The 15925-nt window shown below is 70.9% G+C and carries 14 protein-coding genes; 11 read left to right on the top strand and 3 right to left on the bottom strand.

The genetic code is table 11. The annotated features are described in order from the left end of the window. The 5 genes from ACFY9I_RS24360 (at nt 1) to ACFY9I_RS24340 (ending at nt 5799) form a co-directional block, all read left to right on the top strand. The gene (locus tag ACFY9I_RS24360; protein ID WP_391004959.1) at nt 1-777 is read left to right on the top strand and encodes a DUF3710 domain-containing protein; all 777 of its coding nucleotides are present in this window, start codon (nt 1-3) and stop codon (nt 775-777) included. Between the two features lie 284 nt (nt 778-1061). Continuing rightward, on the top strand, nt 1062-3857 hold the full coding sequence (locus tag ACFY9I_RS24355; RefSeq protein WP_391004957.1) for a DUF4118 domain-containing protein: 2796 nt from the start codon (nt 1062-1064) through the stop codon (nt 3855-3857). Between the two features lie 5 nt (nt 3858-3862). Next, the gene (locus ACFY9I_RS24350; protein ID WP_391004955.1) at nt 3863-4546 is read left to right on the top strand and encodes a response regulator; all 684 of its coding nucleotides are present in this window, start codon (nt 3863-3865) and stop codon (nt 4544-4546) included. An 89-nt stretch (nt 4547-4635) separates the two neighbouring features. Beyond that, nucleotides 4636-5034, top strand: a complete 399-nt coding sequence (locus ACFY9I_RS24345; protein WP_391004953.1) for an OB-fold nucleic acid binding domain-containing protein — start codon at nt 4636-4638, stop codon at nt 5032-5034. 3 nt (nt 5035-5037) lie between these two features. After that, nucleotides 5038-5799, top strand: a complete 762-nt coding sequence (locus tag ACFY9I_RS24340) for a DUF3159 domain-containing protein (RefSeq protein ID WP_391004951.1) — start codon at nt 5038-5040, stop codon at nt 5797-5799. 181 nt (nt 5800-5980) lie between these two features. Here the strand turns inward: ACFY9I_RS24340 and ACFY9I_RS24335 are convergent, their stop codons facing one another. Then, complete coding sequence (locus ACFY9I_RS24335) at nt 5981-6658, bottom strand: NAD-binding protein (protein WP_391004949.1); 678 nt, start codon at nt 6656-6658, stop codon at nt 5981-5983. Beyond that, entirely contained in the window at nt 6658-7329 is a 672-nt protein-coding gene (locus ACFY9I_RS24330; protein WP_391004948.1) for an NAD-binding protein, read from the bottom strand. Before ACFY9I_RS24330 ends, ACFY9I_RS24335 begins: the two co-directional genes overlap by 1 nt. Nucleotides 7330-7867: 538 nt before the next feature. Between ACFY9I_RS24330 and ACFY9I_RS24325 the strand changes: the two genes are divergently transcribed. The 6 genes from ACFY9I_RS24325 (at nt 7868) to ACFY9I_RS24300 (ending at nt 15686) form a co-directional block, all read left to right on the top strand. Further along, nucleotides 7868-9919 carry an amino acid permease gene (locus ACFY9I_RS24325; RefSeq protein WP_391004946.1) on the top strand — a complete coding sequence of 684 codons (2052 nt, stop codon included), beginning with the start codon at nt 7868-7870 and terminating at the stop codon, nt 9917-9919. A 91-nt stretch (nt 9920-10010) separates the two neighbouring features. Then, nucleotides 10011-11339, top strand: a complete 1329-nt coding sequence (locus tag ACFY9I_RS24320) for a TRAM domain-containing protein (RefSeq protein WP_391004944.1) — start codon at nt 10011-10013, stop codon at nt 11337-11339. Between the two features lie 296 nt (nt 11340-11635). Beyond that, nucleotides 11636-12013: a pyridoxamine 5'-phosphate oxidase gene (locus tag ACFY9I_RS24315; RefSeq protein WP_391004942.1), complete on the top strand. Its 378-nt coding sequence runs from the start codon at nt 11636-11638 to the stop codon at nt 12011-12013. Between the two features lie 281 nt (nt 12014-12294). After that, a complete protein-coding gene (locus tag ACFY9I_RS24310; protein ID WP_391004940.1) occupies nt 12295-13524 on the top strand; it encodes an FAD-dependent oxidoreductase in 1230 nt (409 codons plus the stop codon). A gap of 132 nt (nt 13525-13656) precedes the next feature. Next, the gene (locus ACFY9I_RS24305; protein ID WP_391004938.1) at nt 13657-14553 is read left to right on the top strand and encodes an RNA polymerase sigma-70 factor; all 897 of its coding nucleotides are present in this window, start codon (nt 13657-13659) and stop codon (nt 14551-14553) included. Nucleotides 14554-14612: 59 nt separating this feature from the next. Beyond that, complete coding sequence (locus tag ACFY9I_RS24300; RefSeq protein WP_391004936.1) at nt 14613-15686, top strand: hypothetical protein; 1074 nt, start codon at nt 14613-14615, stop codon at nt 15684-15686. A 51-nt stretch (nt 15687-15737) separates the two neighbouring features. Here ACFY9I_RS24300 and ACFY9I_RS24295 read toward each other — a convergent pair whose 3' ends face one another. Further along, nucleotides 15738-15881, bottom strand: a complete 144-nt coding sequence (locus ACFY9I_RS24295) for a hypothetical protein (protein WP_391005201.1) — start codon at nt 15879-15881, stop codon at nt 15738-15740. Nucleotides 15882-15925: the final 44 nt, after the last annotated feature.

Here is a 15925-nt window from a genome sequence, read left to right as displayed (position 1 = left end):
GTGTTCGGACGTCGCAAGAAGAAGGGTTCCGCCGAGGACGCGGCGGACGCGGCGAGCGAGGCCGAGCAGGTCGACGGCGTAGCCGGAGAAGTCGACCCTGAGGCGGACGAGGTGCGGGAGCGCGTACGCCTGGAGCCCGAGCCGCGGCCGGACGGGCCCTGGGACAGCTCCGAGGTGCGTGAGCCCGGCGAGGGCCGGGTGGACCTCGGCGGCATCTTCGTGCCCGGAGTCGACGGCATGGAGCTGCGGGTCGAGGTCGCGGGCGACGCGATCGTGGCGGCGACCGTCGTGCTGCGCGACAGCGCGGTTCAGTTGCAGGCCTTCGCCGCGCCCAAGCGCGAGGGCATCTGGGGCGAGGTCCGCGAGGAGATCGCCACCGGCATCACCCAGCAGGGCGGTGTCATCGACGAGGTCGAGGGCCCGCTGGGCTGGGAGCTGCGCGCCCAGGTGCCGGTGCAACTGCCCGACGGCACAGGTGGCTTCCAGGTCGTCCGGTTCGTCGGTGTGGACGGGCCCCGCTGGTTCCTGCGCGGAGTGATCTCCGGGCGCGGCGCGGTGGAGCCGCAGACCGCCGGACTGCTGGAGCAGATCTTCCGGGACACGGTCGTCGTCCGCGGTGACGGTCCCATGGCTCCGCGTGACCCGATCGTCCTGAAGCTGCCGAACGACGCGCAGATGGTCCCTGAAGGCGTTCAACAGGACGACCAGGGCGGGTCCCGCTTCGCCGGTGGCATGGGGCAGTTGCAGCGCGGGCCGGAGATCACGGAAGTCCGCTAGCCGCGTCGCCCCGCGGGGCCGCACAGATCTGTGGGTGTGCGGGGACTGGTCGCGCAGTCCCCCGCACCCCGTGCCGGGCCGTGTTCTGGGCCGTACTCTCCGGGTGCGGCCCTTTGCCGTGTGCGCGGTCCCTTCGGTGCCTCACACCAGGGCGCATCGCGTCGTGGGCGTATCAGGGTTGCGTCAAAGAGCGGCTCCCGTCCGCCTCGCGCCTCCTTTGCCGTAATTGTTGGCCGTAGGGTCGACGCTGTGCAGGGGGCGGTCACGGGAAGACGATGAGGGGCATGGGACACGGGAAGCTCCGGATCTACCTCGGTGCGGCACCGGGCGTCGGCAAGACGTACGCGATGCTGTCCGAAGCGCACCGGCGGGTCGAACGCGGCACCGATTGTGTGGTGGCCGTCGTGGAGCACCACGGTCGGCCGCGCACCGAGGCGATGCTGGACGGCCTCGAACGGATTCCCCGCCGGGAACTGGAGCACCGGGGCGCGATACGCACCGAGATGGACGTGGACGCCGTCCTCGGCCGGCGCCCCCGGGTGGCACTCGTCGACGAGCTGGCCCATACCAACGTCCCCGGCTCCCGCAACGACAAGCGCTGGGAGGACGTGCGGGAACTGCTCGCGGCGGGCATCGACGTGATTTCGACCGTCGACATCCAGCACCTCGAGTCGCTCGGCGATGTCGTCGAGTCCATCACCGGCGTACGGCAGGGCGAGACCGTGCCCGACGAGATGGTTCGGCGGGCCGACCAGATAGAGCTGGTCGACATGTCACCCCAGGCGCTGCGGCGGCGGATGGCGCACGGCAACATCCACCAGCCCGACGAGGTCGACGCGGCGCTGTCGAACTACTTCCGGCCCGGGAACCTGACCGCTCTGCGGGAGCTGGCGCTGCTGTGGGTGGCCGACCGGGTCGACGAGCACCTCAACGCGTACCGCAGCGAGCACGAGGTGTCGAGGATCTGGGGTTCGCGGGAGCGGATCGTGGTCGGGCTGACCGGCGGCCCCGAGGGACGGACCCTGATCCGCCGGGCCGCCCGGCTCGCCGAGAAGGGTGCGGGAGGCCAGGTCATGGCCGTGTACATCGCCGGCAGCGACGGACTCACGTCCGCCTCCCCCAAGGAACTCGCCGTCCAGCGCACGCTCGTCGAGGACCTCGGCGGCAGCTTCCACCACGTGGTCGGCGACGACATCCCGGCCGCGCTGCTGGCTTTCGCGCGCGGCGTCAACGCCACGCAGATCGTGCTCGGGGTCTCGCGGCGCAGGAGCTGGCAGTACGTGTTCGGACCGGGCGTCGGCGCCACCGTCGCCCGGGACTCCGGCCCCGACCTGGACGTGCACCTGATCACGCACGACGAGGCGGGCAAGGGGCGTGGGCTGCCCGTCGCCCGGGGCGCGCGGCTCGGGCGGGCGCGGATGGTCTGGGGCCGGCTGGTCGCGACGGCCGGCCCGCTGCTCCTCGCGTTGCTGCTGGCCACCCTCGAGACCGACCTGGGCCTCGCCAACGACATGCTGCTGTTCCTGTCGGTGACGGTGGCCGCTGCCCTGCTGGGCGGACTGCTGCCGGCTCTGGCCGCCGCCGTGCTGAGCTCGCTGCTGCTCAACTGGTTCTTCACCCCGCCGGTGCACAGCCTGACCGTCGACGACCCCGAGAACATCGTCGCCATCGTGGTCTTCATAGGGGTCGCGGTGGCGGTGGCGTCCGTGGTGGACCTTGCGGCCCGGCGCACCCAGCAGGCGGCCCGGCTGCGTGCCGAGTCGGAGATCCTGTCCTTCCTCGCGGGCAGCGTGCTGCGCGGGGAGAGCAGCCTGGAAGCCCTGCTGGAACGGGTCCGCGAGACCTTCGGCATGGAGTCGGTGGCCCTGCTGGAGCGCCGCGGCGACGCGGAGCAGTGGATCTGTGCGGGCAGCGTGGGTCGCCGGGAAGCCGTCGACCGGCCTGAGGACGCGGACGTGGACATGCCCGTCGGTGACCACAGGGCGCTCGCCCTCTCGGGGCGCGTCCTGCCGGCCGAGGACCGCCGGGTGCTGGCCGCGTTCGCCGCCCAGGCCGTCGTCGTCCTGGACCGCCGACGGCTCCAGCAGGAGGCCGACCAGGCCAAGGAACTCGCCGAGGGCAACCGCATCCGAACCGCGCTGCTGGCCGCCGTCAGCCACGACCTGCGCACCCCGCTGGCCGGCATCAAGGCAGCCGTGTCCTCCCTGCGCTCCGAGGACGTGGCCTGGTCGGAGGAGGACCGCGCCGAGCTGCTCGAAGGCATCGAGGACGGCGCCGACCGGCTCGACCACCTCGTGGGCAACCTCCTCGACATGTCCCGTCTGCGGACCGGCACGGTCACCCCGCTGATCCGTGAGATCGACCTCGACGAAGTGGTGCCGATGGCTCTCGGCGGCGTCCCCGACGGCAGCGTCGCACTGGAGATCCCCGAGAGCCTGCCCATGGTCGCCGTCGACCCAGGGCTGCTGGAGCGCTCGGTTGCCAACCTCGTAGAGAACGCCGTCAAGTACAGCCCGCCCGGCGTGCCCGTCCAGGTCTCCGCAGACGCACTCGGCGGCCGTGTAGAGGTCCGCGTCACCGACCGGGGCCCCGGCGTCCCCGACGAGGCCAAGGACCGCATCTTCGCCCCCTTCCAGCGCTACGGCGACGCCCCGCGCGGCGTCGGCGTCGGGCTGGGGCTCGCGGTGGCCCGAGGCTTCGCCGAGGCCATGGGCGGCACCCTCGAAGCCGAGGACACCCCTGGCGGCGGTCTCACCATGGTGCTCACCGTGCGCGAGGCGACGGGCGGTTGCGGGGCGGTTGGTGTGGGCGGAGAGGCGACGGACGGTTGCGGGGCGGTTGCCGCGGTGCGGGAGGTGACGGACGGTTTCGGTGCGGTTGGCCCGGCGGGGGAGGCTCCGCACGGCTCTGAGGCGGCAGGCGGGCCGAGGGAGTCGTCGGACAGTGCGCCGTTGTCGTCCGACCGGCGAGAGGGTCGGGCGGGCGCCGGACGGGGAGCGGTGGCGTACCCCGGGCCCGCCCGCCGGCCGCAGGGACTCGGCATGCCGCCGGGCAGCACGACCGGATCGGTAGAAAGGTGAACCGTATGACTCGGGTGCTCGTGGTCGACGACGACCCGCAGATCGTCCGCGCGCTCGTGATCAACCTGAAGGCCCGTGCGTACGAGGTCGACGCGGCCCACGACGGCGCGACCGCTCTCGAACTCGCGGCCGCCCGCCTCCCCGACGTCGTCGTCCTCGACCTCGGGCTGCCCGACATGGACGGCGTCGAGGTCATCAAGGGGCTGCGCGGCCGCACCCGGGTCCCGATCCTCGTCCTGTCGGCACGGCACTCCTCCGACGAGAAGGTCCAGGCCCTCGACGCCGGCGCCGACGACTACGTCACCAAGCCCTTCGGCATGGACGAGCTGCTCGCCCGGCTGCGCGCCGCCGTCCGCCGTGCCGAGCCCGTCGGCGGCGAGGAGGGCGACGTGATCGTGGAGACCGACGACTTCACCGTGGACCTGGCCGCGAAGAAGGTCACCCGAGGTGGCAAGGACGTCCGGCTGACGCCCACCGAATGGCATCTGCTGGAGGTGCTCGTCCGCAACACCGGCCGCCTGGTCGGCCAGAGGCAACTGCTGCAGGAGGTCTGGGGCCCGTCGTACGGGAAGGAGACCAACTACCTGCGGGTCTACATGGCCCAGCTACGGCGCAAGCTGGAGGGCGATCCGTCGCGGCCGAGGCACTTCATCACCGAGGCGGGCATGGGGTACCGGTTCGAGAAATGAGCCACTCGCCGCGGGCGCTTCCGGGATACCCGGGGCCCCCGACGCACGGGGGTGCGGGACTGTCGGCGGGCACCGGTACGCTTTTTGCTATGAGTGCTGTTCCTCGTTCCGAGAAGCCGGCAGGCCGGTTCCGGCGCATGCTCGACCGGCTCTCCTCGTCCCAGTCGGACCTGGAGTCGGAGGAGCTGCGCGAGGACGCCGACACCGCGGGCTGTACCCGCATCTGTGACTGCCACGACCGACAGATAGTGACGGTTACTGGTACCTTGCGCACGGTCACGCTGCGCCCCCGGGCCGGTGTCCCGGCTCTGGAGGCCGAGCTGTTCGACGGTTCGGCCGCTCTGGACGTGGTGTGGCTCGGCAGGCGCTCCATCGTCGGGATAGAGCCGGGGCGCAAGCTGATCGCATCCGGCCGGGTCTCGATGAGCCGGGGCCGTAGGGTGCTGTTCAATCCGAAGTACGAACTCAGACCGCTCGGACGGGAGTAGCCGGTGACGTCGCTCGACAAGCCGACGGAAGACGCGCAGCGCGACGTCCAGGACGCCCAGGGCGGACCGGACGGCTCTCACGACTCCAGGGCGGTGACCGAGGCCGCGCTCTTCGAGGCGTTCGGTGGCGTGCGCGGCATGGTCGAGACCGTGCTCCCGGGCCTGCTCTTCGTCTCCATCTTCACGATCAACAAGGATCTGCACGCGGCGGCTCTCGCAGCCCTGGGCATCTCCGTCCTGTTGGTCATCGTGCGGCTCGTCATGAGGGACACCGTCAAGCACGCCTTCAGCGGGGTGTTCGGGGTCGCCTTCGGTGTGGTCTTCGCGATGATGACCGGCGAGGCCAAGGACTTCTACCTGCCGGGCATGCTGTACACGCTGGGCCTCGGGCTCGCGTACATCATCACGACGCTGGCCGGTGTGCCGCTGATCGGTCTGATGCTCGGGCCGGTCTTCAAGGAAAACCTGTCCTGGCGGACTCGCAACCCCGGACGCAAGAAGGCGTACGCGAAGGCGAGCTACGCCTGGGGCGCGATCCTGCTCGGCAAGTGCGCGATCCTCTTCCCGCTCTACTGGTGGGCCGACACCACGCAACTGGGCTGGGTCCTCATCGCCCTGAAGATCCCGCCGTTCCTGCTCGCCGTCTGGCTGACCTGGATCTTCCTGGCCAAGGCGCCGGCGCCGATCGACGTCTTCGCCGAGATGGAGGCGGAGGAGCGGGCGGCGGAGGAAGAAGGGAAGGCCGCCGCCCAGTCTGCCGACTAGGCATCGGCGTGAGTGCGGGCCCACTGAGGGCCACTCCCGGGCACCTGCTGCGGCCCGACGACCTAGTCCTCAAACATCCTGAATCATCCTGAATCGTCCTCAAGCCCGGACGTACTGGACATGTGAAGGGGCGCCCCGAAACCGGTGCGCCCCTTCACTGTCGGCCCTGCGGCCCTGCGGGTCAGCTCGTCGCTTCCTCGCGGCGGACGGACAGCAGGTCCTCCAACTGTTCCTCACGGGCCTGGGCGGCCACGAAGAGGAGTTCGTCGCCCGCCTCCAGGGAGTCGTCCGGGCTGGGGGTGAGGACCCGGGTGCCGCGGATGATCGTGACCAGGGAGGTGTCCTCCGGCCACTCGACCTCGCCGACCCGCGTGCCGGCCAGGGCCGACTCGGGAGGCAGGGTCAGCTCGACCAGGTTCGCGTCGCCGTGGCTGAAGCGCAGCAGCCGGACCAGGTCACCGACGCTGACGGCCTCCTCGACCAGGGCCGACATCAGCCGCGGGGTCGACACCGCAACGTCCACGCCCCAGGACTCGTTGAACAGCCACTCGTTCTTGGGGTTGTTGACGCGGGCGACGACGCGCGGGACGCCGTACTCCGTCTTCGCCAGCAGGGAGACGACCAGGTTGACCTTGTCGTCGCCGGTCGCGGCGATGACGACGTTGCAGCGCTGGAGCGCCGCCTCGTCCAGGGACGTGATCTCGCAGGCGTCGGCCAGCAGCCACTCCGCCTGCGGGACGCGTTCGACCGAGATGGCGGTCGGCGCCTTGTCGACGAGAAGGACCTCGTGGCCGTTCTCCAGCAGTTCGCCCGCGATCGAGCGGCCGACCGCTCCGGCTCCGGCAATGGCGACCCTCATCAGTGACCGCCCTCCTCGTCGGGGCCCTCGGCGAAGGACGCCTCGACCTTCTCCACGTCGTCCGTACGCATCATCACGTGCACGAGGTCACCGTCCTGCAGCACCGTCTGGGAGGTGGGCAGAATGGCCTCTCCCAAGCGCGTCAGGAACGCGACGCGGACGCCGGTCTCCTCCTGCAACTTGCTGATCTTGTGTCCCACCCAGGCCGGGGAGGCGTGCACCTCGGCGAGCTGGACACCGCCGGTGGGGTCGCGCCACAGCGGCTCGGACCCGGCGGGCAGCAGCCGGCGGAGCATCTGGTCGGCGGTCCAGCGGACCGTGGCGACCGTCGGGATGCCCAGCCGCTGGTAGACCTCGGCGCGGCGGGGGTCGTAGATCCGGGCCGCCACGTTCTCGATGCCGAACATCTCGCGGGCGACCCGGGCGGCGATGATGTTGGAGTTGTCGCCGCTGGAGACGGCGGCGAACGCGCCCGCCTCCTCGATGCCCGCCTCGCGCAGCGTGTCGCGGTCGAAGCCGACGCCGGTGACGCGACGGCCGCCGAAACCCGAGCCCAGACGACGGAAGGCCGTGGGGTCCTGGTCGATCACGGCGACCGTGTGCCCCTGTTGCTCCAGGGTCTGGGCGAGGGTGGAACCCACTCGCCCGCAGCCCATGATGACGATGTGCACGACCGTCCTTCCGGTGTCAATAGCTACTGTTCAGCCGAAACGTCAAAATCAGGGTCTCAGACCGTCGCCCAAGCTACACACGCGCGGTCAACCAAGGGCACCCCTGTGCGGTTCCGGGTCACATCGTGGGACGTCGTCGGCTGATCCGGCGGACGCTGATCATCGTCAGGACGCCGAGTCCGACGAGGGAGGCGAGGGCGCCGATCAGCTCCGCGGTCGCGGCCTGCATGAGGTCTCCAGAGGGTGAGGGGACGGGGTCCGTCGTACGGAGTTCGTCGTGCGGAGGTTGTCGTGCTGAGGGTTGCTGAGTGTTGTCGTGCTGAGGTTCGGCGTACCGGGCTCGTCATACCGAGGTTCGTCATACCGGAGTTCGGCATACCGAGATTCGTCATATAGACATGAGGACGCCGTCCATTAGGCCGGAGGATGCGTGACATGGCGCACTTCCCGGTCGTCGACGGACGCTTTTCACCCCGGGGCCCGCCGGGATTTCACCCGGATGTGCCCAGAACCAGTCGGGGCGCTTACGATCCTCTGCGTGTCCAAACTGACCGACGTGCCCAAACGGATTCTGATCGGGCGCGCTCTGCGCAGCGACCGGCTGGGCGAAACGCTCCTGCCGAAGCGCATCGCACTCCCCGTCTTCGCCTCCGACCCGCTCTCGTCCGTGGCGTACGCACCCGGCGAGGTACTGCTGGTCCTCTCCATCACGGGCGTGTCGGCCTACCACTTCAGCCCCTGGATCGCCGTCGCGGTCGTCGTGCTGATGTTCACGGTGGTGGCGTCGTACCGGCAGAACGTGCACGCGTATCCGAGCGGTGGCGGCGACTACGAGGTGGCCAACACCAACCTCGGCCCCAAGGCCGGGCTCACCGTCGCCAGCGCGCTCCTCGTCGACTACGTCCTCACCGTCGCCGTGTCGATCTCCTCCGGCGTGGAGAACCTCGGCTCGGCCGTCCCCTTCTTCGTCGAGCACAAGGTGCTGTGCGCGATCGGCATGATCGTGCTGCTGACGCTGATGAACCTGCGCGGGGTGAAGGAGTCCGGGAAGCTCTTCGCGATCCCGACGTACGTCTTCGTCGCCGGTGTCTTCGCGATGATCGCCTGGGGCGCCTTCCGCGGTCTGGTCCTCGACGAGACCATGCGGGCGCCGACCGCCGACCTGGAGATCAAACCGGAGCACCAGGGGCTCGCCGGTTTCGCGCTGGTCTTCCTGTTGCTGCGGGCCTTCTCCTCCGGCTGTGCCGCCCTCACGGGTGTCGAGGCGATCTCCAACGGTGTCCCCGCCTTCCGCAAGCCCAAGTCGAAGAACGCGGCCACCACCCTCGCGCTGATGGGCTTCTTCGCCGTCACCATGTTCTGCGGCATCATCGGCCTCGCCATGATCACCAAGGTGCGGATGGCCGAGAACCCGGCGGTCGACCTGGTGCGCGACGGCATCCCGGTCGGTGACTCCTACGTCCAGAACCCGGTGATCTCGCAGGTCGCCGCCGCTGTCTTCGGTGACGGCACGTTCTTCTTCGTCCTGCTGGCCGCCGCCACCGCGCTGGTCCTCTTCCTCGCCGCGAACACCGCCTACAACGGCTTCCCGCTGCTCGGCTCGATCCTCGCCCAGGACCGCTACCTCCCGCGCCAGCTGCACACCCGCGGCGACCGTCTCGCCTTCTCCAACGGCATCGTGCTCCTCGCGGGCGCCGCCGTCCTCCTCGTGTGGATCTACGGCGCGGACTCCACCCGCCTGATCCAGCTCTACATCGTGGGCGTGTTCGTCTCCTTCACGCTCAGCCAGACCGGAATGGTCCGGCACTGGAACCGGCACCTGCGGACGGAGAAGGACCAGGCCAAGCGACGGCGAATGGTCCGCTCGCGTGCGATCAACGCCTTCGGTGCCTTCTTCACGGGCCTGGTGCTGATCGTCGTCCTCGTCACCAAGTTCACGCACGGCGCCTGGGTGGCCCTGCTCGGCATGGTGATCTTCTACGCGACGATGACGGCCATCCGTAAGCACTACGACCGGGTCGCCGCGGAGATCGCCGCGCCGGACGGCCCGAGCGACGACGTCGTACGGCCCTCCAGGGTCCACTCCGTGGTATTGATCTCCAGGATCCACCGCCCCACCCTGCGGGCACTCGCCTACGCCAAGCTGCTGCGCTCCCACTCCCTGGAGGCGCTCAGCGTCAACGTCGACCCGGCCGAGACCAAGGCCCTCCAGGAGGAGTGGACGCGGCGCGGCATCGACGTACCGTTGAAGGTTCTCGACTCGCCGTACCGCGAGGTCACGCGACCCGTGATCGAGTACGTCAAGGGGCTGCGCAAGGAGTCCCCGCGCGACGCGGTGTCGGTGATCATCCCCGAGTACGTGGTCGGCCACTGGTACGAGCATCTGCTGCACAACCAGAGCGCGCTCCGGCTCAAGGGCCGGCTGCTGTTCACGCCGGGTGTCATGGTGACTTCCGTGCCCTACCAGCTGGAGTCCTCCGAGGTCGCCAGGCGCCGGGCGCGCAAGCGGCAGGAGTGGACCGCGCCGGGTTCCGTCCGGCGTGGCCCGGCGGACGAGCGCTCCAAGGAGTCCTCGGCCAACAAGAGCTGACGCTCGTGGTCAACGGCCGGACGGCACCCACGTAGACTGGTGGGCTGTTGTCCGGCCGTTGCGCTTTTCCTCTCCTTGGAGTCACCCCACCATGCAGGCAGAACCGAAGAAATCGCTGGTGGGAGAGGAGTACGAGGTCGAGGTCGGCCCCGTCGCCCACGGCGGCCACTGCATCGCGCGTACCGCCGAGGGCCAGGTCCTCTTCGTACGGCACGCCCTGCCCGGCGAGCGGGTCGTGGCGCGGGTGACGGACGGCGAGGAGGGCGCGCGTTTCCTGCGGGCGGACGCGGTCTCGGTCCTGTCGGCCTCCAAGGACCGCGTCGAGGCCCCCTGCCCCTACGCCGGCCCCGGCCGCTGCGGCGGTTGCGACTGGCAGCACGCCAAGCCGGGCGCCCAGCGGCGGTTCAAGGGCGAGGTCATCGCCGAGCAGTTGCAGCGGCTCGCGGGTCTCACGCCCGAGGAAGCGGGCTGGGACGGCACGGTGATGCCGGCCGAGGGCGACAAGGTGCCGGCGGGCGAGGTTCCGGCGTGGCGGACGCGGGTGCAGTACGCGGTGGACGACTCGGGCCGGGCCGGGCTGCGCAGGCACCGCTCCCACGAGGTGGAGCCGATCGACCACTGCATGATCGCGGCGCCCGGTGTCTCCGAGCTGGGCATCGAGAAGCGCGACTGGACGGGCATGGCGTCGATCGACGCCATCGCCGCGACGGGCTCCCAGGACCGTCAGGTGATTCTTGAACCCCGGCCGGGTGCGCGGCTGCCGATCGTGGAGCTGGACAAGCCGGTGTCGGTGATGCGGGTCGAGGAGAAGGACGGGGGCGTGCACCGCGTCCACGGGCGCCCCTTCGTCCGCGAGCGCGCGGACGGCCGTACATACCGGGTGGGCAGCGGTGGTTTCTGGCAGGTGCATCCCAAGGCCGCCGACACCCTCGTCCAGGCGGTCATGCAGGGCCTGTTGCCACGCAAGGGCGACATGGCGCTGGACCTGTACTGCGGAGTGGGGTTGTTCGCCGGCGCCCTCGCCGACCGTGTCGGCGACAAGGGGGCCGTCCTCGGCATCGAGTCAGGCAAGCGGTCGGTCGAGGACGCGCGGCACAACCTCGCCGACTTCGACCGGGTACGGATCGAACAGGGCAAGGTCGAGGCGGTGTTGCCGCGGACGGGTATCACGGAGGTCGACCTCATCGTCCTGGACCCGCCCCGGGCGGGCGCGGGCCGCAAGACGGTCCAGCACCTGTCGTCCCTGCGGGCACGCCGTATCGCCTATGTGGCGTGCGATCCGGCCGCACTGGCCCGGGATCTGGGGTACTTCCGGGACGGGGGGTACCGGGTGCGGATGCTGCGGGCGTTCGATCTGTTTCCGATGACGCATCACGTGGAGTGCGTCGCCATCCTCGAACCGGCCGCAAAGGGCTCCTGACCTGCGGTTTTGTGCGTGCGTATTATGTGCGGTGTGGGCGTTACGGGCGATATCACGACGCTCGTGACGCTCATTTGCCGCTTGTTCTGATGCGGTGTCACCCAGCTCATCGTGCAGGTCATGCTGGGTGAGGAGGCGCGCTCCCGAGGGCTGGCTTTGCGGGAGCTTGAAGGGAAGTCAGCCGGGTTCAGGTGCCGTTGATTGCGGTGGCAGGCGCGCTGCTTCATGCGCTTCATGCCGTGATCGCGCGGTCGGGGCCTTCACAGATCTGTCCTGACTACGAGGATCGTGCGCTGGTGAGCCGGGAAGTCCGGTCGGCGCAGTCTTCCGGCTGCCCCGAAGGACCCGGACGTGCCCCTCTCCCCGATCCTGCTCGCCTTACTCGCGCTGCCGGCGGCCGGACGCGGCTCGCCCTTGGTATCACCCGGGACGTCGTTCTCGTCGACGGCGAGGCGGTCGCGTACGCCCAGGACGATGTCCCGGCCCCGGTGGCCGAGGGTTTCCGTGACAAGGCCGACTGGGACGCCCGTGCCGCCGGGCCCGCCTACCTCTGGTTCCGGATCCGGCCGGTGGCCGTCGAGGCGTGGCACGAGTACCCCGAGTTCCCGGACCGCCGGCTGACGACCGACGGCGTCTGGGTGACCAGGGCGGCGCAGGACGTCCGTCAGCAGTAGTCGTCCGGGGGCCCTGTCTCCACGTCCTGCTGCCGGGCGGCCTCGTCGGGTGTCCCCTGCGCTGTGGTCTCGGCGCGCCGGACATGCCGCCCTCTGCAGGGTGATCCTCTCCCCCCCCAGTTCCGAGCCCCGCCGGTGGAGTGAAGTGAACTGCATCACATGATGTCACGGCGGTGCGGGGCGCGGTGTCTTGAGGCCGAACGCCCCGAAGGAAGGGAGACAGCGCGACCGTGCTGTTCCGCTCACGCCTCGGGGAGCAGGCGAAACGACAGGAGCGAGACATGAACAAGCACCGCATCGTCGTGCTCGGGGCCGGCTACGCCGGGGCCTACGTGGCCGGGACCCTGGCCCGGCGGCTGTCCCCCCGCGATGTCGGGATCACCGTGGTCAACGCCGAGCCGGACTTCGTCCAGCGGCTGCGGCTCCACCAGCTCGCGGCCGGGCGGGAGATCGCGGCACCGTCGCTCGCCGAGGTCTTTGCGGGTACGGGGATCGACCTGCGCGTCGCCCGGGTCACCGCCGTCGACCCCGGGCGGCGGACAATGGCCCTGGACGACGGTCACGGTGGGTTCGAGCTCGGCTACGGCACGCTGGTCCACGCGCTCGGCAGCCACGGCGCCGACCACGGCGTCCCCGGGGTGGCCGAGTACGCCTTCGACGTGAGCGCCCGTCCCTCCGCGCTACGTCTGCGTGAGCGCCTGGAGATCCTGAGCGCCCGTGCGGGCGGCGGGAGCGGTGTGCTGGTGGTCGGCGACGGGCTGACCGGCATCGAGACCGCCACCGAGATCGCCGAGTCCCGGTCCGGGCTCGCGGTGACGCTGGTCGCCCGCGGCGAGCTGGGCGTCGCGCTCTCCGCCGGGGCCCGCGAGCATCTGCGCCGGGCCTGCGACCAGCTGGGCGTCACCGTCTTGGAGCACGTCACCGTCGAGGCCGTCGAGGCGGACCGGGTGCGGTGCGCCGACGGTAGGGTCCTGGCGTCCGACGCGACCGTGTGGACGGCCGGATTCATGGCCTGCCGGGTCGCCGCCACCTCCGGCCTGGAGGTAACCGAGAACGGCCGGATCGTCGTCGACCGCACCATGCTGTCGGTCTCGCACCCTGACATCTACGCCGTCGGCGACAGCGCCTTCGCCATCGGCGACAACGGGCGGCCGCTGCCGATGTCTTGCGCCTCGGCCGGCTACACCGGCAGGCAGGCCACGGAGGCGATCGTGGCCCGTTTGACCGGCCGCAAGGTCCCGAACGTCAAGCTGGACTACCACGGCAACCACATCAGCCTCGGGCGGCGGGACGGCATCCTGCAGATGGTCGACGGCGAAGCGCAGGCGAAGCCCACGTACGTGGGTGGCCGGAAGGCCGCGCGGATCAAGGCGGGCATCGTCCGGATGTCGCTGTGGGGTACCGAGCACCCGACGTTCGGCGTGCCGAAGCGCAAGCACCGCCTATCCTCCGCGCCGGACGCCGGGAAAACGGTCCGTACCCGGGAGCACGGAACCGCTGCACATGGCTGAGAACACCAGGGTCGTCGTGCACTCCGGTCCACGGGCGACCGTCGCCGGTCGCCGCCGGCCGAGCGCCGCGGGGCGTCGGCCATCGCGCGCCGGCGACCTGTCCAGGCATACGAAGAGGGAGGGGACCGAGCGATGACCGAGCACACCGCCGACCCGGCGACGGAGGTCTTCGTCGCCCACCGCAACCTGCTCTTCACCGTCGCCTACGAGATGCTCGGCTCGGCCGCCGACGCCGAGGACGTCCTCCAGGAGACCTGGCTGCGCTGGGTCCGGGTCGGACTGGAGCGGGTTGACGACCCGCGGGCGTACCTCGTCCGGATCACGACCCGACAGTCGCTCAACCGGCTGCGCGCCGTGAAGCGCCGCCGCGAGTCCTACGTCGGACAGTGGCTGCCCGAGCCGCTGCTCACCACCCCGGACGTGGCCGAGGACGTCGAGCTCGCCGAGAGCATGTCGATGGCGATGATGCTCGTCCTGGAGAGCCTCACACCGACCGAGCGGGCCGTCTTCGTCCTGAGGGAGGTCTTCGACGTCGAGTACGACGAGATCGCCGAGGCCGTCGGCAAGAGCCCCGACGCCGTCCGTCAGATCGCGCACCGCGCCCGACGGCACGTCGGCGCCCGCCGCCCCCGCAGGACCGCCTCCGCGAGCGAGGCCCGGGCCGCCCTGGAGTCCTTCCGGCGCGCCATCGAGACCGGGAACCCGCAGGACCTCCTCGACGTGCTCGCCCCCGACGTCGTCCTGCTCAGCGACGGCGGCGGCGTCAAACGGGCCGCGCTGCACCCGGTCGTCGGCGCCGAGAAGCTCGTCCGCTTCTGGCTCGGCGGCTCCGCCAAGGTCGAGGAGACCATCGCCTGGGAACTCACCGTCGTCAACGGCAGCCCCGCGCTCGCCGTGTACGTGGGCGGGGAGCTCGACGGCGTCATGGCCGCCCGCGTCGAGGACGCCCGCATCGCCGGGCTCTACTTCGTCCGCAACCCGGAGAAGCTGACCCACCTCACATCCGGGACCCCGCTCGCCCCCCGCTGACGGCGTCGGCTCGGACCCCATCCATCCACGGCACATACACGTTCTGGCCGAGGAGAGCCATGGATACTCAGGCCCCGCGCGCATCCGCGGCACCGCCGTCGCCCTGGCGGACGGTGGCCGGGGCGGTCGCGCTGCTCACGGTGGTCGTCAGCGTACTGCTCACGGCCTTCGCCTGGCCGTCGGTGCGGTCGTCCCTCCGCGACGTGCCGATCGCCGTCGCCGGGCCGCCCGCGGCGGTCGAGCGGGTCGGCTCGGCCCTCGACCGGCGGTTGCCGGGCGGCTTCGCGATCACCGAGGTCGCCGACACCGCGGCCGCCGAACGGCTGATACACGACCGGGAGGTGTACGGGGCGATCGACATCAGCTCCGGCACCCCGCAGGTCATCACCGCCTCGGCCGCCGCCCCGGCGGTCGCCCAGACTCTGCAGGGCATCGCGACCGGATTCGCTCAGGAGAAGGGGCAGAGCCCGAGCGGGACGGCCCCCGTCCGCGACCTCGTGCCCCTGCCGGCCGGTGACCCCCGAGGCGCCGGCCTGGCCGCCGGTGCCCTGCCCCTGGTCATGGGGGGCCTCCTCAGCGCGCTGGTGCTGACCCGACTCGTCCGCGGTATCGCACGCCAGGTCACCGGCACGCTCGCCTTCGCGGTCACCGGCGGCCTGGCCGTGACGGCGGTCCTGCAGTTCTGGCTCGGCTCCCTGGAGGGCTCCTACGCCGCCAACTCCGCCGCCGTCGCCCTGGCCGTCGCCGCCGTCTCCCTGAGCATCATCGGCCTGGAGTCACTCCTCGGGTACGCGGGCTTCGGCCTCGGCGCCGTCGTCATGATGCTCATCGGCAATCCCCTGTCGGGTACGTCGACCGCATCCGAGATGCTGCCCGGCTGGTCCGGTGAGCTCGGCCGACTGCTGCCGCCCGGCGCAGGCGCCCTGTTGCTGCGCTCCACCGCCTTCTTCGACGGCCGGGGCGCGGCTCACGCCGTGACCGTCCTGGTGATCTGGCTCGCGCTCGGTGCGGCGCTGTGTCTGGCAGGCGCCCTGCGCGTGCCGCGCCGCCGGCGCCGCGGTGCGACCGGGCCACGACGCCCCGCACATGCCGACGCTCTCCTTCCGGGCAGTCACCGCGGGCATACCGGCTGACCTCGCCCGCCCGCCACTGCACCCGCACCCGCTCTCCCTCCCGGCACCGAGTCAGACCAGCGCGCGGAGTTGGTCAGGGTTGAGCACGTTGTAGATGGACCGCACGCGCCCGTCAGGGGCGAGGTTCAGCGCGATGACGCCCCAGAGCCGCCCGTCGGCGAAGAGAAGGGCGGCCGGGGAACCGTTGAGCTCCACCGGCCGCGGTCGCAGGCCGGCCGGGAGCCGGAGGCCGTGGCGGC

The sequence above is a fragment of the Streptomyces sp. NPDC012510 genome (assembly GCF_042955065.1).
Taxonomy (GTDB): Bacteria; Actinomycetota; Actinomycetes; order Streptomycetales; family Streptomycetaceae; genus Streptomyces.
This window is presented reverse-complemented; position numbering and strand designations above follow the sequence as displayed.

Bases quoted from the DNA above. Each gene is read 5' to 3' on its own strand.
- ACFY9I_RS24355 (WP_391004957.1), top strand. From the start codon at position 1,062: ATGGGACACGGGAAGCTCCGGATCTACCTCGGTGCGGCACCGGGCGTC.
- ACFY9I_RS24350 (WP_391004955.1), top strand. From the start codon at position 3,863: ATGACTCGGGTGCTCGTGGTCGACGACGACCCGCAGATCGTCCGCGCG.
- ACFY9I_RS24345 (WP_391004953.1), top strand. From the start codon at position 4,636: ATGAGTGCTGTTCCTCGTTCCGAGAAGCCGGCAGGCCGGTTCCGGCGC.
- ACFY9I_RS24335 (WP_391004949.1), bottom strand. From the start codon at position 6,658: ATGAGGGTCGCCATTGCCGGAGCCGGAGCGGTCGGCCGCTCGATCGCG.
- ACFY9I_RS24320 (WP_391004944.1), top strand. From the start codon at position 10,011: ATGCAGGCAGAACCGAAGAAATCGCTGGTGGGAGAGGAGTACGAGGTC.
- ACFY9I_RS24310 (WP_391004940.1), top strand. From the start codon at position 12,295: ATGAACAAGCACCGCATCGTCGTGCTCGGGGCCGGCTACGCCGGGGCC.
- ACFY9I_RS24305 (WP_391004938.1), top strand. From the start codon at position 13,657: ATGACCGAGCACACCGCCGACCCGGCGACGGAGGTCTTCGTCGCCCAC.
- ACFY9I_RS24300 (WP_391004936.1), top strand. From the start codon at position 14,613: ATGGATACTCAGGCCCCGCGCGCATCCGCGGCACCGCCGTCGCCCTGG.